The sequence below is a fragment of the Pseudomonas sp. ASL3 genome (genome assembly GCF_056680425.1).
Genome location: NZ_CM155281.1, coordinates 6,203,508 through 6,226,571, shown reverse-complemented (window position 1 = coordinate 6,226,571; position 23,064 = coordinate 6,203,508). Strand labels below are relative to the sequence as shown.

Genomic DNA, 23,064 nt, shown 5'->3' with positions numbered 1-23,064 from the left:
GACCGAAGCGGTCGTTTCTTAAGATCGCGAAGGTCGTTCCGACCTTATCGCAGCCTTCGGCAGCTCCTACAAAGGGTACCTTCGGCCCAAAAGTCCCGCCTCCTCTTGCATCTTGCCGGCACAGCCCGCATAAATCGCTGATGAATCTTCTCACCACTCCGGACCCGGTTCTGAGCGAGTTCCACCCCGCCGTCAGTGCCTGGTTTCACAGCACCTTCCCGGCGGTGACGCCCGCTCAGGCGCAGGCGTGGCCATTGATCAAGGCGCGGCGCTCGACCTTGGTCGCTGCACCCACCGGATCCGGCAAAACCCTGACGGCCTTCCTCGCGGTCATCGATGACCTGGTCCATCAGGGGCTGGACAATGGTGGCGAGCTGCCGGACCAGACCTTTGTGGTCTACGTGTCGCCGCTCAAAGCGCTGTCCAACGACATCCAGATCAACCTGCAAACGCCGCTGGCCGGCATCACCGAGCAACTGGCTCGCATGGGCCTACCCGAACTGCGCATCAGCACCGCCGTACGCACCGGCGACACTCATCAAAAAGAACGCACGGCGATGCGCAAGACGGCGCCGCATATTCTGGTGACCACCCCCGAATCGCTGTACGTGCTGCTCGGCTCGGATTCAGGCCGACGCATGCTCGCCAGCACCCGCACGGTGATCGTCGATGAAATCCACGCCATTGCTTCGAGCAAACGCGGTAGCCATCTGGCCTTGAGCCTGGAGCGCTTGCAGGCGCTGTGCAGTGAAGAGCAGCGCACTAGGGAGCTACGCAGTGAACCGCTGCTGCGTATTGGCTTATCCGCCACGCAAAAGCCCATCGAGCGTGTTTCGCGCTTTCTGATGGGTAGCGATCCGATTAAACGGCCCTGCGCGATTGTCGATATCGGCCACGCACGCCCACGCGATCTGGGCATTGAAGTGCCCCCCGTGCCACTGAGCGCGGTCATGGCGAACGACGTCTGGGAGTTGGTGTACGACCGCCTCGCGCAACTGGCCCGAGAGCATCGGACCACGCTGATTTTCGTCAACACCCGGCGCATGGCCGAACGCATGGCCCGTCATTTGAGCGAACGCCTCGGCAAGGAAGCCGTCGCCGCGCACCACGGCAGCCTGGCGAAAGAACAGCGACTGGACGCTGAACAACGGCTCAAGCGCGGCGACTTGCAGGTGCTGATCGCCACGGCATCGCTGGAGCTGGGCATCGATATCGGTGACGTCGATCTGGTCTGCCAGATCGCCTCGCCACGTTCCATCGCGGCGTTTCTGCAAAGAGTCGGTCGCTCCGGCCACCAGGTCGGCGGCACGCCAAAAGGCCGCTTGTTCGCCACGTCACGCGACGACCTGATCGAGTGCACCGCGCTGCTCGATTGGGTACGACGTGGCGAGCTGGACACCTTACTGATCCCCGAAGCGCCGCTGGATGTGCTGGCGCAGCAGATCGTCGCCGAAGTCAGCTGCCAGGAATGGCAGGAGCAGGCGCTGCTGGACATGATCCGCCAGGCCTCGCCCTACGCGGCTCTCAATGACGAGCATTACCAAGCGCTGCTGCGCATGCTCGCCGAAGGCTACAGCGGCCGTCAGGGCGTACGCAGCGCCTATCTGCATCGCGATGCATTGACCCGCACCCTGCGCGGGCGTCGCGGCAGCAAACTGACCGCCGTCACCAGCGGCGGCACCATCCCGGACAATGCCGATTACAGTGTGGTGCTTGAGCCCCAGGGTTTAAATATCGGCACGGTAAACGAAGACTTTGCTGTGGAAAGCATCGCCGGCGACATCTTCCAGTTGGGCAATACCTCTTATCGCATTCTGCGCATTGAAACCGGGCGAGTACGGGTCGAGGATGCCCAGGGGCAACCGCCGAACATTCCGTTCTGGCTCGGTGAAGCACCGGGGCGCAGTGCCGAGCTGTCGTTTGCCGTGGCGCGCCTGCAAGCGCAGATCGATGAACTGCTCAGCGCCAGCCCTGGCGATCTACAGCCGTGCATCGATTGGCTGATCGATACCCTCGGGCTGAATCTGGCCAGCGCCGAGCAACTGGTGGATTACCTGGCGCGGGCACGTTCGGTGCTTGGGGCGTTGCCATCGCAGGACACGCTGCTAATGGAGCGCTTCTTCGACGAGTCAGGCGGCACGCAACTGATCATCCATACGCCGTTCGGCAGCCGCATCAACCGCGCCTGGGGCCTGGCGCTGCGCAAGCGGTTTTGCCGCACTTTCAATTTCGAGCTGCAAGCCGCCGCCAGCGAAGACGCCATCGTGCTGTCGTTGTCCACCAGCCACAGCTTCGAGCTGGACGAAGTCTGGCGGTATTTGAACGCCAACAGCGCCGAGCACCTGTTGATTCAAGCGGTGCTTGAGGCGCCACTATTTGGTGTGCGTTGGCGCTGGAACGCCTGCGTGGCGCTGGCCCTGCCGCGCTATGCAGGCGGGCGCAAAGTCGCGCCGCAAATACAACGGATGAAAAGCGAAGACCTGATCGCGAGCGTGTTCCCCGATCAGATTGCCTGCCTGGAAAATCTGCTCGGCGAGCGTGAAATCCCCGATCACCCACTGGTCGAACAAACCCTCGACGATTGCCTGCACGAGGCCATGGACTGCGAGGGCTGGCTGACCTTGCTACGACGCATGGAAAGTGGTCAGGTGCGCTTGATCAGCCGCGATCTGCCGGCGCCCTCGCCCTTGGCGGCAGAAATTCTCAATGCGCGGCCTTACACGTTTCTCGATGACGCGCCGCTGGAAGAGCGCCGCACCCAGGCGGTGCTCAATCGGCGCTGGAGCGATCCGCAATCGACCGATGATTTGGGCGCACTGGACGCCGACGCGATTGCCGCCGTGGGCGAAGAAGCCTGGCCGCAACCGCAAAACGTCGATGAGATGCATGAGGCATTGATGAGCCTGAGCTGCGTCAGCGGCGCCGAAGCGCGTGATCATCCGCACTGGCTGGCGTGGCTGGACGCCTTGGCAATCTCCGGGCGCGCGACGCGCTTGCAGGTCAGCCCGGATCACGTGTTGTGGCTGGCGCTGGAACGTCTGACGTGCCTGCGCGCGGTTTATCCACAGGCCGAAATACACCCACCGTTGCAAGCGTTACCTGGCTTCGACGATCAGTGGGACGAAGACGAGGCCACCCTGGAAATCGTCCGCGCCCGCCTCGGTGGCTTTGGGCCGTTGCCGCTGCACGAGATCGCCGAACCGCTGGCCTTGCCGCCGGCCCGCGTGGCGCAAGCGCTGGCCCGACTGGAAAGCGAAGGCTACGTGTTGCGCGGCCGCTTCAGCCCTGGCGCAATCGAGGATCAGTGGTGCGAACGCCACCTGCTGGCGCGCATCCATCGCTACACAGTCAAACGCCTGCGCCGGGAAATCGAGCCGGTGTCGTTGCAGGATTTCATGCGTTTCCTGTTCGATTGGCAACACCTGTCCAGCGTCACCCGCAGTCAGGGCAAAACGGCGCTGCCTGAGATAGTTGATCAGCTTGAAGGTTATTCGGCCGCCGCCAGCGCCTGGGACAGCGACATCCTTCCAGCCCGGCTCAAGGACTACTCACTGACCTGGCTCGACGAGTTGTGTCGCTCGGGCAAAGTGGTGTGGACGCGTCTGGCGCCGCGCAATAAAACCGGTGCGGCGGCCTTGCGTAGCACCCCTATCGTGCTGCTGCCCCGAAGCCAGGTGAACCTGTGGAGCGAACTGACCGAACAACCGTCGCCTGCAGAGCTGTCCCTGCGTGCGCAAAAAGTACACGCCGCGCTGGTCAGCCATGGCGCGCTGTTTTTCGATGAGCTGCTGCACGAAGCCCATCTGCTGCGCACCGAGCTGGAGAATGCCTTGCAGGAATTGGTCGGTGCCGGGCTGGTAAACGCCGACAGCTTTGCTGGTCTGCGCGCCCTGATCACTCCCGCCAGTAAGCGCTCGGCACATACCAGCCGCCGCAACCGTGGCGCGTTTATCGGTGGAATGGACGATGCCGGGCGCTGGGCCTTGCTGCGCCGTTCGCCAGCACCAGTTCCCAGCGAAAACAGTCGGCAGAAACAGACCGCAGCGCCGACACTGGAACATATCGCCATGACCTTGCTACGCCGCTATGGCGTGGTGTTCTGGCGCTTGCTGGAACGCGAGGCCGACTGGCTGCCGAGCTGGCGCGAACTATTGCGCACCTTCCATCGACTGGAGGCACGTGGCGAGATTCGAGGTGGGCGGTTTGTCAGCGGCCTGGCTGGCGAGCAATTCGCCTTGCCCGAAGCCATCCCGCTGCTGCGGGAAATCCGCAAACGGCCGCTGGATGGCAGTTTGATCAGCCTGTGCGGGGCTGACCCGCTGAACCTGGCGGGCACCCTGCTTCCGGGCAGCAAAGTCCCAGCGTTGGCCGGTAATCGCCTGATCTACCGCGACGGCATTCCGGTAGCGGCGATCATCTCCGGCAAGCCGCAGTTCTGGCTGGAACTGGAGCCGCAGGCGACTGCACAGGTACGGGACAGGTTGCTGCACTGACCTCTTGGCTCCCTGCGCAGACCAACTGTAGGAGCTGACTTGTCTGCGATCGGTCCGGGGTCGCGTCCGACCGCAGCAGTCGCAAACCGGTATACCCGTTCCTCCAGTAAAACTGCATTTTGGCATTCTACGACTGCTTTGCAGCCGATCGCAGACAAGTCAGCTCCTACGGCCTTCGGCCAGACGCAGATCATGAAGCCGGGCTTTCAGAGCCATCACCATTGGTCACGGTCGGTTTGGGCGGCGCAGGCGGCTCATCAGCATTGGCTTCAGCATGCGGGCTCATCACTACCTGTGGATAAGTCTGGGCGAAACGGACGTCCGGGGTTTTATCCACAAGCTTTTTCAGCCGCTCGTTGAACGCGCGACTCACGCCATATTGGCCGCCCGACACAGTGCGGAACTGCGCCGTCAGTACGATGCCGTTGAGGTCCATTCGGTCCACACCGAATACTTCCAGCGGCCCTTGCAGATTGCCCTGGAGCAACAGATCGTCGCTGATGGAACTGCCCGCCTCGCGAATCAATGCAGTGGCCGAGTCAACGTCGGTGTCGTAGGTGAACTGAATGGCAAAGAAGGCGTAGGCGAATTGCCGCGATTGGTTGGTCACTGCCTTGATCTGGCCGAACGGCACCGAATGCACGAAACCTTTGCCGTCGCGCAGGCGCAAGGTGCGGACGGTCAGGCTTTCCACCGTGCCGGAGTGGCCGGAATCGAGCACCACCCAGTCGCCGATGGAAATGGTGTCCTCGATGATGATGAACAACCCGGTGATCACGTCCTGCACCAACTGCTGAGACCCGAAACCGATGGCCAGGCCCACCACACCGGCACCTGCCAACAGTGGCGCGACGTTGATCCCCAGGTTGGCCATGGTCGTGATCGCGCAAATCACCACCAGGATGATTTTTATCGCGTTGCGCAGCAGCGGCAGAATGGTTTTTACCCGGGTGCTGGGCTGCCGCGCGGAACGCTTGTTGAGCGACGGTTTCAGGGCTTCTTGAATCGCCGTATCGAGTACCACCCACAGCAACCAGGTGACCAGAAAAATCATACCCATGCGGCTCAGTGAGTCACTGATAGCCCGGCCGACGGTATTGCGCTGGGCGAACTCGAACAGCGAAAACCCCCAGATCCGCCCGAGCACTTCGAGGAACGTCACCGCCAGCACGATGCGTAGCAAGGCGTGAAGCAGGCTCAGAAAACGCTCTTTGTAGACATGTTCATTGCGCTCGGCGACTTCGGCGGACTTGAACAGGTGTTGGAAAACCGTGCTCAAAAACACCGCGGCAATCAGCAACACGGTGGTCAGCAAGGCACAACGCAAGGCCTTCTGGCTGTCCTCACCGACATCGATCAAATGGATCGCCGAAACCACAATCATCAACAGAATTGGCAGATACCAGAGGCTGGAAAAAACCTTCAGCGACTCTTGCAGCGCCGGTTGGTGTAAGCGGTGGCTCAACGAGCGATCGCGGATCAGATGCGCTACCGGCCGACGCATTTTGATCACCAGCATGCAGAACACCACGGAAGCAAATAGCCCGGTAAACACCGCGATGCTGCTGGTGACGTTGCTGCCCAACTGCCGGGAAATCTGCGGACTGGTCAGCCCATCGCTCAAGGCCGCGAGAAAGCCGATCAGAAACAGTGGCCGCGGGCTGTATTGACGAATGATGCGCACTGCCGCGCGTTTGTGCCCGGCGTTGAACATCACGATCACACACAGCAACACCGAGGTCGAAACAATGCCGCTGCTGGTCGCATAAGAGAAGCACAGCGCCAGCGCGCGCCCCACCGACGTCGGCATGAAGTGGCTGACATACAGGGTCAGCGGCAGGCTGATCACGGCCGGAAGGGTATACGGCACCAGGTAGTTCAACAGCGCCCGCACCCGGTAGCGCGTCAGGAGAACTGGATGCCGATTGAGGCGCAAGGTAATAAACCGCCCCATTACGCTGAAGATCGCGAACGCACCGATCCACACCACGGACAGCATCAGGAAATCCCCGGCGATGCTGACGTTCGAGCGCGAAGAGCTCTGATTGACCAGTTGATCGAGTTCGTCGGCGGCGCGGCCGGCTCGCAGGCGCCATGCATCGAGCAGATAGTTGTCCTGATCGAGATTGTTCTGAACGTCATCAATGCTGGAGCTGAGCGCTCCGAGCAAACCACCCTGTACCAGTATTTGCGGGGCGGCCGGCTTGGCAGTCGCTGGCGCGATGGCGGCGGGAGCCGCTGGAGCAGTGGTCGCGGCCGGTGCCGCCGACGCAGGCGCAACGGCAGGTACATCGGCGGCCTGGAGGTTAAAACTGCCCGCGCAAAACAGGATGCACAGCAGCGTTACGGTCTTGAACTTCAACAAAGCGCGATTCCCTCCTACGGCTGACTCATCTATAAAGACTCGCCGAAAAATGTGAAGCACCTGGAAACTGATCGGGATTTGCCCGGCAAGTTCGCTTTGCTCGCAAGATGAACCCTTCGCACACCACACCTGTAGCCGCTGTGCCAGGGCAAGCCTGAGCCTCTGCATCATCCTGCGCAATACCGCGCCGAAATCGGAGGATTTATTTCCAGCACGTTGCTTGACCGCAGAGAACGATCGTTCTACCCTCTTTCACATGAACAAACACACCACCATAGATGTGCGCGACACCGTCCTGAAAACGGCCGAGCAACTGATTTGCCAACACGGTATTCATGCCACCGGCATGGACCTTCTGGTTCGGACTTCCGGTGTGGCGAGAAAGAGTATTTATCGCCATTTCAGCACTAAGGACGACATCGCTGCGCAAGCATTAAGCGCACGCGATATTCGCTGGATGGCGTGGTTTCGGGCTGAGGTCGATAAAGCGCAAACGCCGGAAGGCCGCATCCTCAACCTGTTTACTGTGCTCAAAAGCTGGTTCACCAGCGACGGCTTTCGTGGCTGCGCATTCATCAATACTGCAGGCGAAGTAGGTGATGCCGCTGACCCGGTGCGATTGATCGCTAAAGAGCACAAACAAAAGTTGCTCGAATATGCACTCGAACTGTGTAAAGAATTTGGTGCACCCGATCCAGATGCGTTGGCAAAACAGCTACTTGTCTTGATCGATGGCGCTATTACCGTTGCCCGTGTAATGGGAGACCCTGATTCAGCAGACAGTGCGCGTGATATTGCGCAACACCTGTTGAATACCTAGTGGGCGATTGATTGTTTGACTCTTGATCCTTCCTGGAGACGTTGCCATGTCTAACGCTGAAACTCGTCCGCCGCTGCCGCCCTTCACCCGCGAATCCGCCATCCTGAAAGTCCGCCTGGCCGAGGATGGCTGGAATAGCCGTGATCCGGAAAAGATCGCGCGGGCCTATACCCTCGACACCAAATGGCGCAATCGGGCCGAGTTCGCCACCAATCGCGAAGAAGCCAAGGCTTTCCTGACGCGCAAATGGGCCAAAGAACTGGATTATCGGCTGATCAAAGAGCTGTGGGCCTTTACCGATAACCGCATCGCCGTGCGCTACGCCTACGAATGGCACGATGACTCCGGTAACTGGTTCCGCTCGTACGGCAACGAAAACTGGGAGTTCGCTGAGAACGGCCTGATGGCCAATCGTTTCGCCTGCATCAACGACATGCCGATCAAAGAAGCCGACCGCAAATTTCATTGGCCGCTGGGTCGTCGCCCTGACGATCACCCAAGCCTTTCCGATCTGGGCCTGTAACGGGCGAACCGATCAACTTTGGGCGAACACGGACGTTTGCCGATAGATCCCGTCGATGATACGGTCATCAATAGCAATTGGATAAAAAGTGTCCCGCCTTTTAGGCTTCGACTGCTTAGACCGTCCAACGCGCGCCTCATCGTCAGCAATAGGAACGAACGAGGACAGCCTGGACCCCGCCGTCGCTTTCGTTGCACACCAGGTCACCGCCCATGATCGTCAGACCCAAGCCGAATCTGATCCATATTCTGACTTCGCTCAAAGGATCAATCGCCAAACACATCGCCTTGCGCAGCTTGCTGGTCACACTGCTGGCCTCGGTCATCGTGCTGATCGAAACCCGGCACCCCGCCTACTTTTCCGGTGTCAGCGCCACCCTTTACCCTGCTCGGGCTATCGCTCTCGATCTTCATGAGTTTTCGCAACAACGCGTGCTACGACCGCTGGTATGAGGGGCGCAAGTTGTGGGGGGAGACGGTGATGGACATGCGCTCGATGATCCGCGAAACCCAAGTCATCAAAGACCCGGCCGAGCACGGGAAAATCCTGCGCAACCTGTGCGGCTTCGCTCATGCAATGAATGCCCGCCTGCGCGGGGAAAACGAGCTGGCCGAAGCCCGCTCCTGGCTTAGCTTTTTACCAACGCCCAGCACCCCGAACATGAGCGAGCGCATCCTGCGTCATGTCGGCAAACAATGCTCTGATCTGGCCGAAGCCGGCGACATCAGTGAATGGCGCTACACCCTGATGGAAACCCGCCTGGCCAACCTGACGCGGACACTGACATTCTGTGACCGCATCAAGACCACACCACTGCCCTTTCCGTACACATTGCTGCTGCACCGAACGATTTACCTTTTTTGCATCCTGCTGCCATTCGCCATGGCCGAGCCCCTGGGCTGGCTGACACCCGCTTTCACCGCAATCGTCAGTTATACCTTCTTCGGGCTCGACGCCATTGGCGATCAACTGGAAGACCCGTTCGGCCGCAACGAACATGACCTGCCGACCGACTCGATCGTGCGTACAATCGAACGCGAAGTACTCGATGCGCTGGGCATCACCGAGCTTCCGCCCGTGCTCGAACCCGTGGACTACGTACTGAGTTGACTGCTTCCATGACCTCCGCATCGACTGATCAACCTGAATCCGTGCCCTGCTCAATTCTGCTGCTGGCGGGCGGCCGCGGCCAGCGCATGGGTGGGCAAGACAAGGGACTTGTTCTCTGGAACGACCGGCCTCTGATCGCCTATGTGCATGACATCGTCAGACCTCTGACCGACGACCTGATCATCTCCTGCAACCGCAATCAGGATCGCTACCAGGCATTTGCCGATCAGTTGGTCGGGGATGAACAGCAAGATTTTCCGGGGCCGCTGGCCGGGGTGTTGGCGGGACTCTCGGTCGCGCGTCATGCCTGGGTGCTGGTTCTCGCATGCGATGCGCCGAGAATTGACCGCTTGCTTATCGAGCAGCTATTGAATGGCGTCGGCCCTGCGTCGTCACCGCTGATGGTGCGGCAGGCGGGGCAATGGCAGCCGATGTTCAGCTTGATCCCCACTGTGTTGCTACCAACGTTGCGCGGCCGCTGGGATGAAGGTGAGCGAAGTTTGATGCGGGTATTGCTGGAACATGATTTACGGGCGCTTGAATGCGCGCCCGACGATCTGCGGCTGACGAATTTCAATACACCGGATTTGTTGGTTTGATGGTGGTATGCCTGACCCACCGCGTCGCTCCCTTCGCGAATGAATTCGCTCCCACAGTAGATCTGTGTCGGGCGCAAAAACTGTGGGAGCAGGCTTGCAACTACGCGTCCCGCTGCGAATTCGCCTACAACTCAGCCAAACAGCTCTCAAAAATATCCAACCCTTCATTAAGCACATGAAGCTCAGTGGTCAGGGGCGGCAGTAGCCGGATGATGTGCCGGGCCTTGCCACTCGGCATCAGCAGCAGTCCTTTGTTTCTGGCCGCCTCGAGCAGTGCTGCCAACTGGGCAGTCGCTGGTTTGCCTTCGGGTGTCATCAGCTCGATCCCGCGCATGGCCCCTACCCCGGTCAGCCGTCCGAGGAACGGTGAAATCTTGTCATCCATCCAGCGCTGATAACGGCTGACGATGGCCTGTTCCTGCACTTCACCCCACGCGGAGAGGTTGGCGTCGGTCATCTGCTCCAGAGAGGCAAGGCCCGCGGCGCAGGCAATCGGGTTACCCGAATACGTGCCGCCCAACCCGCCTTTAGGTAACGTATCCATCAGCGCTTTCTTGCCCACGACGGCACCGAGCGGCATACCTCCCGCGATGCTTTTTCCCAAAAGGAGCAAGTCAGGCTCGATGCCCAGACGGGAGAATGCAAAGCGCTGCCCGGTACGGCCAAATCCGGACTGGATCTCATCGATGATCAGCAGAATGCCTTTTTCATCGCAAAACCTGCGCAAGGTTTGGGCGAACTCAACGTCCAGCGCCAGGAATCCGCCTTCGCCCTGGATGGGTTCGAGAATGAAACAGGCGACCTCTTCAACGTCGATTTCGACGCTGAACAATCGGTCCATGGCTTTCAACGCTTCTGCGGCGGTGACACCGTTGTCCTTGCTCGGATAAGGCAAGTGATACACCGGTCCAGGCAGCACGCCGACCTTTTGTTTATACGGTGCTACCTTGCCGTTGAGATTCAAGGTGGCCAGGGTTCGCCCGTGAAATCCGCCGTCGAAGGCGATAACTGCCGTGCGCCCGGTATAACCACGAACGATCTTCAGTGCGTTTTCCGCAGCTTCGGCGCCACTGTTGGTGAGCATGCCGCTCACTGGGTAGCTGACCGGAATGAAGTCCGCGAGCCGTGCCATGAATTGCTTGTAAGGGCCGTGGGGCACAGCGTTGAAGCAGTAATGAGTCAGCTTGGTCGCCTGTTCACGAATCGCGTTGACGATGCGTTCGTTGCAATGCCCGAGGTTCAGAACGCCAATGCCACCGACAAAGTCGATGTAGCGCTTGCCGTCTTCATCCCACACCTCGGCATTCTTGCCGTGATCCAGGGTGATGGGATGGACCATGGAGATCGAACCGCTGATTGCACTGCTCATACTGGAAAATGTCCCGTAGAAAAACTCTGGGCTCATCTAAGCGAGGAATGCTCATGCGCCACAAGCGAAATAAAATCGCAGGGTTATTCCGGAATTTCGGGATGTTCTTAGGGAAACATGCAAAACCCCTGTAGGAGCTGCCGAAGGCTGCGATCGATCGCGAAGCGGTCGCAACAATATACAACCGCTGAAGGTCGTTCCGACCTTATCGCAGCCTTCGGCAGCTCCTACAGGGGTGCGCGGTGCCTACGAACCAAAGATCTGCGAAGGCCGGCGCAAGGTCGGGTCGAACGGATTGATCTTCGGCCCGATGGCCGCAGCCTCGCGCTTGAGCATTTCCACGACGGTAGGCAGCCGGTCCGGCCCCAATCGGTCACTGATGGTCGCCACGCTGAGCGCGGCCACGGCATGCCCGTCGCGGTTGAGGATGGGAACGGCGAGACCTGCCATGCCTGGCAACGCACCGGTGTTGCGAGCGGCATAACCCAGACGCCGGACATTTTCCACCTCCGAACGCAGGAACACCTCGTCATACAGGTGGAAGTCCTTGAGCCTGGGCAGGTTGTAGCGGATCACTGTTTCGCGCTCTTCTTCGGGCAAGTACGCCAGAATCGCCAGACTGCCTTGCCCCACCCCCAAGGCCACCCGCCCGCCGATGTCGCCGGTAAAGGTGCGGATCGGATAGGGCCCTTCACTGCGGTCCAGACAGATGGCATCGAAGCCGCTGCGTGCCAGGAGAAATAGCGAATCCCCCAGCGAAGCACTGAGCCGCAGCATGCTCGGCCTGACCAGATCCCGCAGGTTGCCAGTGTTGCCGGCGCGGGCGGCCAAGGCAAAGAACTCCAGGCTCAGACGGTAGCGCTTGCTGCGCCCATCCTGCTCGACCATGCCTTCTTCCATGAGGCTGCGCAGCAAGCGGTGGGTAGTCGGTTGCGACAAGCCGACCTGCTGCGCCAGTTGGGTCACCCGCTCACCCCCGTCAGGGGCCGAGCCGAGCGTACGCAGCACGGCGAACAACCTTGAGACGCTGCCAACACCGACTTCTTTCGCTTCTTCATTCCGCTCAGTGGAATTCATTTTGCCAATTTCTCACTATAAATTTGATCACTGAATGAAAGTGAAAAAATACTCCTTTCAGTGAAATTCACACTTTCGCCCATCCTAGTCTTCGCCCTAATCTGAGTCCACAGGGGCGAATCGAACAACATTTGGCAGCCGACTCAGATCGAGCGCCAGCGCACCCGCGGTATCCCTTCGCATCTGCCCATCACAAAAAAGCGTGTTTCGACACGCCCTATAAATACAGGTGGAACGCAGGCATGGCATTTCTCCAACTCGAAGGTCTCAGCAAACGCTACGGTGCAATCGACGCCGTCGTCGCCACACATCTGGCGGTGGAAAAAGGCGAGTTCGTTTCTCTGCTCGGCCCTTCCGGTTGCGGCAAAACCACTACCTTGCAAATGATCGCCGGCTTCGTCGACGCCACGGCCGGGCGCATCGTGCTGGACGGCCGCGACATCACCCACGCCAAACCGAGCAGCCGTGGCCTGGGGGTCGTGTTCCAGAGCTATGCACTCTTTCCGCACATGACGGTGCGCGACAACGTCGCTTTTGGCCTGCGCATGCGCAAGGTACCGGCAGCCGACATTGCCCGGCGGGTGGCCACGGTGCTGGAGCTGGTGCGCCTGGCCCAGCATGCCGAACGTTATCCAAGGGAACTGTCCGGCGGACAGCGCCAGCGTGTGGCCCTGGCCCGAGCCCTGGTGATCGAACCGCCGGTGTTGTTGCTCGATGAACCGCTGTCCAATCTCGACGCCAACCTGCGTGAAGAGATGCAGTTCGAGATCCGTCGCATTCAGTGCGAAGTCGGCATCACTACCTTGATGGTGACCCACGATCAGGCCGAAGCGCTGTCGATCAGTGATCGCGTGGTGGTGATGCAGGCAGGGCGCGTGACCCAGATCGACGAGCCGTACAGGCTCTATGAACACCCGCGCACCCGCTTCATTTCCGGCTTTGTCGGCAAGGCCAATATGTTGGCCGGGGACTTCGACACTGCGGGCTGCCCACAAGTGCGCCATAGCAGCGGCGACGGCGAACTGACCCTCAGCCTGCGCCCGGAAAAGATCGACATGCTCGACGCCGGCAGCGGTCGTCTGCAAGGGCGCATCCTGACCCGTTATTTTCTCGGCAGCCAATGGCTGTATCGCATCGAAACCGCCTTGGGCGAACTGACCGTGGTACGCCGAAACGACGGCAGCACTCCGCTGGCCGAAGGCACCGCCGTGGGGCTCGATTGGCAAGCCGAGCTGTTGCGCGTGCTGGCGGCCGATGAGGTGTTGGCATGAGCACCCTCGCCGCCATGCGCCAGGGCGGTCGCGGTTATCTGCTGTCGATGCCGGCTATGCTGTTGTTCGTCTGCCTGTTGGTCCTGCCGCTGTGCCTGACGCTGGTGCTGTCGTTCAACGTGTTTGACTACCAGCTCGGGGTGAAGAACGGCGCCTACACCCTCTCCCACTACATCGGTCTGTTCAGCGATTCGTACTTCTACGAGATCTTCTTCCGCACGTTCTGGATCAGCGCCGTGGTGACCCTGCTCTGCGTGCTGATCGGCGTGCCCGAGGCCTACATTCTCAGCCGCATGGGGACACCGTGGCGCTCGATCTTTCTGATCCTGATCCTGACCCCGCTGCTGATTTCGGTGGTGGTACGGGCCTTCGGCTGGAGCCTGTTGCTCGGTGCCGATGGCTTGGTCAATCAGGCCATTCAGGCGCTCGGCGGGCGTCCGGTGAAACTGCTCTATACCTCCTTCGCGGTGATCATCGCGCTGGTGCATGTGATGCTGCCGTTCATGATCATCCCGATCTGGACCTCGCTGCAAAAGCTCGACCCGGCCGCCGAGCAAGCGGCGCTGTCCCTCGGTGCCAGTGCGGCCAAGGTCATGCGTTTGGTGGTGTTGCCCCAAGTGATGCCCGGCGTGCTCTCGGGGACCCTGATCGTGTTCGGTCTGTCGGCCAGCTCCTTCGCCATCCCCGGCCTGCTCGGCGGGCGACGGCTGAAGATGGTCGCCACAGTGGTCTACGACCAATACCTCTCGGAGCTGAACTGGCCCATGGGCGCAACCATCGCGGTGGCGCTGCTGCTGGCCAATCTGCTGATCATGCTGACCTGGAACCGCATGGTCGAAGGCCGCTATAAAAAAACGTTGGGGGAGTAAGGCATGTCCAGAAACGGTCCTCTGTCGCTGGGCTTTCATACCCTGGTGGTGCTGTTCATGATGGCGCCACTGGTGGTGGTCTGCCTGGTGGCCTTCACCCCGGAAAACACCCTGAGCCTGCCGACTTCCGGCTTCTCTCTGCGCTGGTTCAAGGCAGTCTTCGAACGTGCTGACTTTATCCACGCGTTCTACAACAGCCTGATTCTGGCCTTGGTCGCCGCGTCCCTGGCGACGCTGATCGCGGTGCCGGCCGCACTGGCGATCACTCGCTATAAATTCCCGGGGCGTGACTTTCTCAACAGCGTGTTCCTGTCGCCGATCATCATTCCGCACCTGGTGTTGGGCGTCGCACTGCTGCGCCTGTTCGCACTGATGGGGGTCAATGGCAGCTTCACCTGGCTGATGCTGGCCCACGTCGTAATCATTACGCCGTACGTGTTGCGTCTGGTCATCGCCGCCGCCATCGGGATCGATCGCAGCGCCGAACAGGCCGCCGAATCCCTGGGCGCCAGCCGTTTCACGCTGTTCCGCCAGATCACCTTGCCAATGATTCTGCCGGGGGTGGCCGGTGGCTGGCTGCTGGCGTTCATCAACAGTTTCGACGAGGTCACCCTGTCGATCTTCGTCAGCTCACCGGCGACCCAGACGCTGCCGGTGCGTATGTACGTCTACGCCACCGAATCCATCGATCCGATGATGGCCGCCGTCTCGGCACTGGTGATCGCACTAACTGCGGCGACCATGATTTTGCTCGACCGGGTCTATGGCCTGGACCGGGTTCTGGTCGGCAAACATTGAAAGGGAAGTATTGAGATGGCGTTGCTCAAACGACTGGCCGAACACGATCGTCCGGGGCTGATTTTCACCCTCGACGGTCAACCAGCCACTGGCTTGCAGGGCGACACGCTGCTCACCGCCGTGCTGACCTGCGCCGAGCACTTGCGCGGCAGCGATTTCAGCGCCGAACCGCGTGCGGGCTTCTGCATGATGGGCGCTTGCCAGGACTGCTGGGTGCGTCTGGGCGATGGCCGCCGAGTGCGCGCCTGCTCGACCTTGCTGGAAGCCGGACAGGTCGTCAGCCGTGAACCGGGGCGCAGGCCATGAGCGTCGTTATTGTGGGCGCTGGCCCCGCTGGAATTCGCGCCGCGCAAACCCTGTTGGCCCATGGTGTGAAGCCTTGTCTGGTGGATGAATCCCCGCGCGGCGGCGGGCAGATCTATCGACGCCAGCCGGCGAATTTTCGTCGCTCGGCGCAGCTGCTATATGGTTTCGAAGCATCGAAAGCCGAGGCAGTCCATCGCACGCTCGATGAGCTGGCGACGCAGATCGATTACCGCCCCGAGACCCTGGTATGGAATGCCGAAAACGGTCGTCTGGATACCCTGAGCAATGGCCGCTCCGGGGTCGTGGACTACTCGCGAATCATCGTCGCCACCGGCGCCACCGACCGCATTCTGCCGGTGCCGGGCTGGACCTTGCCGGGTGTGTATAGCCTCGGTGCGGCGCAAATCGCGTTGAAGTATCAGGGTTGCGCCATCGGTGAGCGCGTGGCGTTTTGTGGCAGTGGGCCCTTGCTGTATCTGGTCGCCTATCAATACGCCAAGGCTGGGGCCAAGGTCGTGGCGGTGCTGGACAGCGCGCCTTTCAGCGCCCAATGCCGAGCCTTGCCTGCCTTGGTGGGTCAGCCCGGCACCTTGGCCAAGGGTCTGTATTACCGCAGTTGGTTGACCGCCCATGGCATCCCGGTGCATCAGGGCGCAACACTCGAACGCATCGACGGCGAGCAGCGCGTCAGTGCCATAGTCTGGCGTCAACGTCAGCGCCAGCAACGGCTGGAATGCGACGCGGTGGCGTTCGCCCACGCCCTGCGCAGTGAGACGCAGCTGGCCGATCTATTGGCCTGTGAATTCCACTGGAGCGAATTGAACCGTGCCTGGTTGCCACTTCGCGATGACGCCGGACGCAGCACTGTCGAAGGCGTGTATCTGGCCGGTGATGGCGCCGGGATAATGGGCGCCGATGCCGCAGAAATGGCCGGAGAGCGTGCCGCCCTGGCGTTGCTCGAAGACAGCGGATACAAAGTCGACAGCGCTCGCGGCAAGCATCTGGAACAAAAACTCGCCGCCATCGAACGCTTTCGGCATGGCCTGGAAACGGCCTTTCCCTTCCCTGCCAACTGGGCTGCGGAGGCACCGGACGAACTGATCATCTGTCGCTGCGAAGAAGTCTCGGCCGGTGAGGTGCGGACAGTGGTCGATGAAGGCCATTGGGAACTCAACCGGGTCAAGGCCCATTGCCGGGTCGGCATGGGTCGGTGTCAGGGTCGGATGTGCGGCGCGGCGGCGGCAGAGATCGTCGCCCAGCGCAGCGGCCGGACGCTGGACAGTATCGGTCGGCTGCGCGGTCAGGCACCGATCAAGCCGCTGCCGTTCGGCGTGGAGGTCGAGTCATGAGTGCGGTGATCGAAACTGATGTGGTGATTCTCGGCGGCGGTATTGTCGGCGCGTCGGCGGCTTTGATGCTGGCGCGCAAGGGCAAGCAGGTGGTGCTGCTGGAGCGCGACTTTTGTGGCTCGCACTCCAGTGGCGTGAACTACGGCGGCGTACGTCGTCAGGGTCGACCACTGAGTCAATTGCCGTTGTCCCAGCGTGCCCACGAGATCTGGGACAACTTGCGTGAGTTGATCGGCATCGACGGCGAGTATGTGCGCTCGGGGCATCTCAAGCTCGCCCGCAGTCATGCGGATATGACCGCGCTGCACGCCTACGCCGAGGCCAGTCGCGGCTTTGGCCTGGGGCTGCAACTGCTCGACCATGCCGAGTTGCGAGCACGCTTCCCCTGGGTCGGTGATGTGGCGGTCGGTGCCTCGTTGTGTCCAGACGACGGCCACGCCAATCCACGCTTGGTCTCTCCGGCCTTTGCCCGCGCCGCGCAACGCCTGGGCGCGCAGGTGTTCGAGCAGGCCAAGGTCATCCAGGTCGAGCACGACGGGCAGGCGTTCCAGGTGCGCAGCGCCAATGGTCTCCAGGTCCGCGCACCGTGGCTGCTCAATTGCGCTGGCGCCTGGGCCGGGACCGTTGCAGCGCAGTTTGGTGAACCGGTACCGATGCATTCCGGGCATCCGGCGATGCTGGTCACCGAACCGTTGCCCGTGGTCATGGACGTGAGTACCGGTGTCGAAGGCGGCGGTATTTATGCGCGTCAGGTCGCACGCGGCAATTGCGTGTTGGGTGGCGGCCAAGGGTTTGCCCTGGGTCCTGCATCTGCTCGTCCAGGACAGGCGGCGGTGCTCGAAATCCTGCGCAATGCCGCCGAGCTGTACCCGTTTTTGGCAGGCGCTCAGGCGATTCGTACCTGGAGCGGCACCGAAGGTTATCTGCCGGACCGTGAGCCGGTGATCGGCGTCAGTACCACTCAAGCCGGCTTGCTGCATGGCTTCGGCTTTGCCGGGGCTGGTTTCCAGATCGGTCCAGCTGTGGGGGAAGCCCTGGCCGAGTTGGTTTGTGCGGGTCATGCAACACAACCCATCGAAGCGTTTTCAATCCGTCGTTTTCAACCCGTTGCTTTCAGTCCAAGCCGACCGCCACAAGCGGGGGCCGTCATTCAATTGCCTAGAGGAAGGTCGCGCCAATGAAGAACGTCAAACGTATCGCCCGGTCTTGTCTACCCTTGGCCAGCCTGCTGCTCACGGCCCCGGCGCATGCCGAACCGACGCTGTATCTGGGCATGAACGGCGGCACCATGGAGCGAGTGTATGCCGATAAGGTGTTGCCGGCTTTCGAGAAGGCCAACCACGTCGAGGTCGTGATCGTACCTGGCACCTCCTCGGACATTCTGGCCAAGGTCCAGGCCAGCAAGGACAACCCGCAGATGCACGTCATGTTCCTCGATGACGGCATCATGTATCGCGCCATTTCCATGGGCCTGTGCGACAAGCTGCAGGACAGCCCGCAACTGGCGGACATTCCCGCCAAAGCCAAGATCAAAGATGAGGCCGTCGCCGTAACACTCGGGGTGACCGGCCTCGCGTACAACACGCGGATGTTCAAGGAAAAGGGCTGGAACCCGCCGACCTCGTGGATGGACTTGGCCGACAGCCGCTTTAAAGACAAAGTGGTGTTCCAGTCCTTGGCTTCATCGACCTTCGGTCTGCACGGCTTCCTGATGTTCAACCGCATCCAGGGCGGCAGCGAAGCCAACGTCGAGCCGGGCTTCAAGGCCTGGCCAAAAACCGTCGGCCCCAACGTGCTGGAATACATTGCCAGCTCGGCGAAGATTTCCGAAATGGTGCAAACCGACGAAGCGGCCATCTTCCCGCTGACACCGACCCAAGTCACCACCCAGCAACTGCTCGGTGTTCCGGTTGAATACGCGCAACCCAAAGAAGGCGCGGTGGTACTCAACGTCGCCGAATGCACCATCGCCCACAACGACCAGCCAGAACTTGCGCAAAAACTCGCCGCGTTCCTGTTGACCCCTGAAGCACAAGCACCGGCGCTGGAAGAAGGCGACCAGATCCCGTCCAACCCGAAAACCCCAACCACCGACAAGACTCGCAGCCGGGTCGAGGCGATGAACAAATACCTTGAGACGGCCATCTCGATCGATTGGGATCAGGTCAATCAGCAGCGGCCGGAATGGAATGCGCGTTGGAGCAAGACGATCGAGCGGTAGGCTTTGTGGGAGCAGGCTTGGCTGCGAAAGCGGCGCATCTGACACACCGCATCATTCGCAGCGGGACGCGTAGTTGCAAGCCTGCTCCCACAGATTTTGTGTCTATCGCAGGCTCCCACGGGTTCGGGGCGTCAGGACTGGAAAGCCTCGCGATAGGCATACAACCCCGGCGTCCCGCCGGTCATGACAAACAGCAGATTGTCACCCGGTTTGAATGCCTTGCTGCGGATGTCATACAGCATGCCGGCAAACGCCTTCCCGGAATAAACCGGATCGAGCAACACACCTTCGGTCCTCGCCATCAGCCTGACGGCTTCGAACATCCCTTCAGTCGGGATACCATAGCCACTGCCTCGATGCGAGCCATCGACATCAATATCCGCCGACTCAAGGTGGCCGCAACCGAGCAAGTCCAACACCCCGTTCGCCAAATTCAACGTTGTATCAGCAGTGGCCCGAGCCTCGCCCAAGACCGCGTAAGAGCGCACGATGCGAGGATCGATCCCCATGCTTGAAAAGCCCGCCGCCAATCCCGCGTGAGTGCCTGAACTGCCGTTGGGCACGATGACCTTGGCAAACACCTGGTCGATCTGCTGAATCTCCTCGGCGCAGATCGCATAACCCAATGCACCAACCGCCGTGGAGCCACCGGTTGGGAACACCGCCACGTTACGGCCCTGTGCACGAAGCTGACCAGCGCGCTGCTCGGCAAACGCCAAGGTGCTCTCTCCCCCACCAAGCACGTGAACACTGGCACCAAACAGCGCATCCAGCAGGACGTTGCCGTTATGTTCGTAATCCCGGTCGTCACGAGGAACTGCCTTGCCAAGAATCAGCTCGCAGGCCAGCCCTTCCCGCGCACAGGCGGCGGCCGTGAGTCGTGCGTGATTCGACTGCAGCCCGCCGACCGTAATGATGGTGTCTGCGCCTTGAGCAAGCGCCTGACCCAGCAAAAACTCCAGCTTGCGCAGCTTGTTGCCACCCCCACCAATCAACATATGGTCGTCGCGCTTTGCGAATAGCCGTACGCCATTCAAGTCGTCACCCAGCGCCGCCTCCAGACGCGAAAGACGCTGTATCGGCGTAGGACCTTCGAGGATCTTGAGTCGGGAAAGCCGGTGTAGCGAGTCAGGAAGATAGTTCTTCATGATGAGATTCCTTGTTGTTGGGTGTGATCAGCATTCCCACGAAGCGCTGCCGTCGACATCGATGCCATAACGCTCGATGGCCTGAGCGCCCACTGCTGGCTTAAGTTTGCCCTCACGAATCAGCGCGGTCAGTGCACCGAGCACGATGTGGTAGCGGTCGACTTCGAAGAAGCTGCGCAAGGCTGCACGCGTATCGCTGCGCCCAAAACCGTCGGTGCCCAGCACGGTGTAGTGGCCTTCAACATAAGAGCCAATCAGTTGCGGCACGGCGCGAACATAATCGGACGCCGCAATCACCGGCGAGCCTGAAGGCAAGCATGCCTGTAGATGGCTTTGCCGAGCGGTTTGCTGAGGGTGCAGACGGTTCCAGCGTTCGACCTCGCGAGCGCCACGCGCAAGTTCGGTGAAGCTGGTGACACTCCAGATTTCGCTTTCAATTTGCCAGTCCTGCGCCAGCAATTCAGCAGCGGCGATCACTTCGCGCAAGATCGTCCCGGAGCCAAGCAACCGGACCTTGCCTTTGCTGTCGCTCGGGCTTTGATCGGCAAAGCGATACATGCCACGAATAATCGCCTGATTAACGCCCTCAGGAAGTGAGGGCTGTGGGTAGTTTTCGTTCATCAGGGTGACGTAGTAAAACTCGTCGACATCGTGCTCCAGCATCTGCCGCATGCCGTGATCGAGAATGATCGCCAGCTCACCCGCGAAGGCTGGATCGTAAGCACGACAGTTCGGCACGGTCGATGCGATCAAGTGGCTGGAGCCGTCCTGATGCTGCAAGCCTTCGCCGCCCAAGGTGGTTCGCCCGGCGGTGGCGCCCAACAAAAAGCCACGCGCGCGTTGATCGGCCGCGGCCCAGATCAGATCGCCGATTCGCTGGAAACCGAACATCGAGTAGTATATGTAGAACGGCAACATGCGCAATCCATGCACCGAATAACTGGTGGCCGCTGCGACCCAGGAACTGATGGCCCCGGCTTCGCTGATGCCTTCCTCGAGGATTTGCCCGTTGGTGGCTTCGCGATAGCTCAAGATCGAGCCGATGTCTTCAGGCTCATACCGCTGGCCGACGCTCGAATAAATACCGATCTGCTTGAACAGATTCGCCATGCCAAAGGTGCGCGCCTCGTCCGCCACAATCGGGACCACCCGAGGACCCAGTTGCTTGTCTTTAAGCAGATTGGTGAGCATCCGCACGAAAGCCATGGTTGTGGACATTTCTTTGCCGGCAGCCTGAGTCGAGAAGCCCGCGTAGTCGGCCAGTGGCGGCACGCCAATCTTCTCGGCCGTGGCAACCCGCGACGGCATCGATCCACCCAACGCCGCTCGACGCGCGTGCAGGTAACGCATTTCTACACTATCGCTGGCCGGTTTAAAGAAGCTCAGGTTTTCCGCCTGCTCATCGGAAAGCGGCAAGTGGAAGCGATTGCGGAACGAGATCAGCGCCTCGCGATCCAGCTTCTTCTGTTGATGAGTGGTCATTTTTCCCTGACCGGCCTCGCCCATGCCGAAGCCCTTTTTGGTCTGCGCGAGGATCACCGTCGGACGATCCTTGTGCAACGAAGCGGCCTGATACGCCGCGAATATTTTCACCAGATCATGGCCACCGCGCTTGAGCCGGTCGATCTGCTCGTCGGTGAGCCCCTGCGCCAACTTGCTCAAGGCTTCGTTTTGTCCGAAAAAATGCTCGCGGTTGTAACGACCGTCCTTGGCCGCAAATGTCTGAAACTGACCATCAACCGTTTGCGAGAGTGCACGAACTAATGCCCCTTCTGTGTCGTTGGCGAACAGCCGGTCCCAATCAGAACCCCAGACCAACTTGATGACGTTCCAGCCCGCGCCGTTGAACAGAGCTTCCAGTTCGTCGATGATCCTACCGTTGCCACGCACCGGACCATCAAGCCGCTGCAGATTGCAGTTGACCACCCACGTCAGGTTATCCAAACCTTCGCGGGCGGCCAGGGTCAGCGCCGACATGCTTTCCGGCTCGTCCATCTCGCCATCGCCAAACACGCCCCAGACATTGCGCCCGACGTTATCCTGCAACCCGCGGTTTTGCAGGTAGCGCATGAAGCGCGCCTGATAAATCGAGCTGATCGGACCAATGCCCATCGAGCCGGTAGGAAATTGCCAGAAATCCGACATCAGCCAAGGGTGTGGATAACTCGACAACCCTTTTGCGCCCGCCTTGGGCCCACCGATCTCTTGCCGATAGTGCTCAAGATGGGCATCGGACAGGCGGCCTTCAAGGTACGCCCGCGCGTAGATGCCCGGCGCCGAGTGCGCCTGATAAAACACCAGGTCACCGCCGAACGAATCGCCCCGGGCGCGGAAAAAATGATTGAAACCGACTTCGAACAAATCCGCTGCGCTGGCGTAGCTGGCGATATGGCCACCTAGTTCGCCATACGCTTGATTAGCCCGGACCACCATCGCCAGGGCATTCCAGCGCATGAGTGAAGCAATCCGCTCTTCAATGGCCAGATCGCCGGGAAATGCCGGTTGTTGATCAACCGGAATTGTATTGACGTAGGGGGTGCCATGAATCGGCTGCCATCCAATCGCAGGATCACGGGCGAGACTGGCAAGCATGTCGAGCATCTCTCGCGCACGCTCCGGGCCTGCGTTATTCACCAGCGACAGGAGCGCGTCTCGCCACTCGTTCATCTCCAAAACGTCGTTCTGACTTTCCGGCGCAGCCGCTGCGACTGAAGCGTGGACGTGGACGTCGTTCATAGACACCTCC

General features: G+C 60.5%; 16 protein-coding genes and 1 pseudogene. 12 read left to right on the top strand and 5 right to left on the bottom strand.

Annotated features, from left to right (window positions below; all coding sequences use genetic code 11):
• The first annotated feature begins 140 nt into the window (after positions 1–140).
• Positions 141–4,493, top strand: coding sequence for a DEAD/DEAH box helicase (locus tag AC1MEE_RS28570; RefSeq protein WP_480412786.1), 4,353 nt, complete (start codon positions 141–143; stop codon positions 4,491–4,493).
• A gap of 190 nt (positions 4,494–4,683) precedes the next feature.
• Here AC1MEE_RS28570 and AC1MEE_RS28565 read toward each other — a convergent pair whose 3' ends face one another.
• On the bottom strand, positions 4,684–6,858 hold the full coding sequence (locus AC1MEE_RS28565) for a mechanosensitive ion channel family protein (protein ID WP_480412785.1): 2,175 nt from the start codon (positions 6,856–6,858) through the stop codon (positions 4,684–4,686).
• A gap of 256 nt (positions 6,859–7,114) precedes the next feature.
• On the opposite strand from AC1MEE_RS28565, the gene AC1MEE_RS28560 reads away from it, so the two are divergent.
• The 4 genes and pseudogenes from AC1MEE_RS28560 (at position 7,115) to mobA (ending at position 9,910) form a co-directional block, all read left to right on the top strand.
• Entirely contained in the window at positions 7,115–7,678 is a 564-nt protein-coding gene (locus AC1MEE_RS28560; protein WP_480412784.1) for a TetR/AcrR family transcriptional regulator, read from the top strand.
• Positions 7,679–7,724: 46 nt separating this feature from the next.
• Positions 7,725–8,201: a nuclear transport factor 2 family protein gene (locus tag AC1MEE_RS28555; protein WP_480412783.1), complete on the top strand. Its 477-nt coding sequence runs from the start codon at positions 7,725–7,727 to the stop codon at positions 8,199–8,201.
• A gap of 212 nt (positions 8,202–8,413) precedes the next feature.
• Positions 8,414–9,188, top strand: a pseudogene (locus AC1MEE_RS28550) (bestrophin family protein); the annotation flags it as partial.
• Between the two features lie 131 nt (positions 9,189–9,319).
• Positions 9,320–9,910, top strand: a complete 591-nt coding sequence (gene mobA, locus AC1MEE_RS28545) for a molybdenum cofactor guanylyltransferase MobA (protein WP_480412782.1) — start codon at positions 9,320–9,322, stop codon at positions 9,908–9,910.
• Between the two features lie 124 nt (positions 9,911–10,034).
• On the opposite strand, the gene AC1MEE_RS28540 is transcribed toward mobA, so the two are convergent.
• Complete coding sequence (locus AC1MEE_RS28540) at positions 10,035–11,279, bottom strand: 2-aminoadipate transaminase (RefSeq protein ID WP_480412781.1); 1,245 nt, start codon at positions 11,277–11,279, stop codon at positions 10,035–10,037.
• Positions 11,280–11,525: 246 nt separating this feature from the next.
• The gene (locus tag AC1MEE_RS28535) at positions 11,526–12,356 is read right to left on the bottom strand and encodes an IclR family transcriptional regulator (RefSeq protein WP_480412780.1); all 831 of its coding nucleotides are present in this window, start codon (positions 12,354–12,356) and stop codon (positions 11,526–11,528) included.
• Between the two features lie 242 nt (positions 12,357–12,598).
• Here AC1MEE_RS28535 and AC1MEE_RS28530 point away from each other — a divergent pair, with 242 nt between their 5' ends.
• The 7 genes from AC1MEE_RS28530 to AC1MEE_RS28500 are packed head-to-tail and all read left to right on the top strand — an operon-like array spanning position 12,599 to position 19,170.
• The gene (locus tag AC1MEE_RS28530; protein ID WP_480412779.1) at positions 12,599–13,627 is read left to right on the top strand and encodes an ABC transporter ATP-binding protein; all 1,029 of its coding nucleotides are present in this window, start codon (positions 12,599–12,601) and stop codon (positions 13,625–13,627) included.
• A complete protein-coding gene (locus AC1MEE_RS28525) occupies positions 13,624–14,496 on the top strand; it encodes an ABC transporter permease (protein WP_480412778.1) in 873 nt (290 codons plus the stop codon). The genes AC1MEE_RS28530 and AC1MEE_RS28525 overlap by 4 nt, the downstream gene beginning before the upstream one ends.
• A 3-nt stretch (positions 14,497–14,499) precedes the next feature.
• A complete protein-coding gene (locus tag AC1MEE_RS28520) occupies positions 14,500–15,294 on the top strand; it encodes an ABC transporter permease (protein WP_480412777.1) in 795 nt (264 codons plus the stop codon).
• A gap of 15 nt (positions 15,295–15,309) precedes the next feature.
• On the top strand, positions 15,310–15,600 hold the full coding sequence (locus AC1MEE_RS28515; protein WP_480412776.1) for a (2Fe-2S)-binding protein: 291 nt from the start codon (positions 15,310–15,312) through the stop codon (positions 15,598–15,600).
• Positions 15,597–16,949, top strand: a complete 1,353-nt coding sequence (locus AC1MEE_RS28510; protein WP_480412775.1) for an FAD/NAD(P)-dependent oxidoreductase — start codon at positions 15,597–15,599, stop codon at positions 16,947–16,949. The genes AC1MEE_RS28515 and AC1MEE_RS28510 overlap by 4 nt, the downstream gene beginning before the upstream one ends.
• Complete coding sequence (locus AC1MEE_RS28505) at positions 16,946–18,130, top strand: NAD(P)/FAD-dependent oxidoreductase (protein ID WP_480412774.1); 1,185 nt, start codon at positions 16,946–16,948, stop codon at positions 18,128–18,130. Before AC1MEE_RS28510 ends, AC1MEE_RS28505 begins: the two co-directional genes overlap by 4 nt.
• On the top strand, positions 18,127–19,170 hold the full coding sequence (locus AC1MEE_RS28500) for an ABC transporter substrate-binding protein (protein WP_480412773.1): 1,044 nt from the start codon (positions 18,127–18,129) through the stop codon (positions 19,168–19,170). Before AC1MEE_RS28505 ends, AC1MEE_RS28500 begins: the two co-directional genes overlap by 4 nt.
• Positions 19,171–19,301: 131 nt before the next feature.
• Here AC1MEE_RS28500 and AC1MEE_RS28495 read toward each other — a convergent pair whose 3' ends face one another.
• Both AC1MEE_RS28495 and mdeB read right to left on the bottom strand, forming a co-directional pair.
• On the bottom strand, positions 19,302–20,318 hold the full coding sequence (locus tag AC1MEE_RS28495; protein WP_480412772.1) for a D-cysteine desulfhydrase family protein: 1,017 nt from the start codon (positions 20,316–20,318) through the stop codon (positions 19,302–19,304).
• Between the two features lie 27 nt (positions 20,319–20,345).
• Positions 20,346–23,054, bottom strand: coding sequence for an alpha-ketoglutarate dehydrogenase (gene mdeB / locus AC1MEE_RS28490; protein ID WP_480412771.1), 2,709 nt, complete (start codon positions 23,052–23,054; stop codon positions 20,346–20,348).
• Positions 23,055–23,064: the final 10 nt, after the last annotated feature.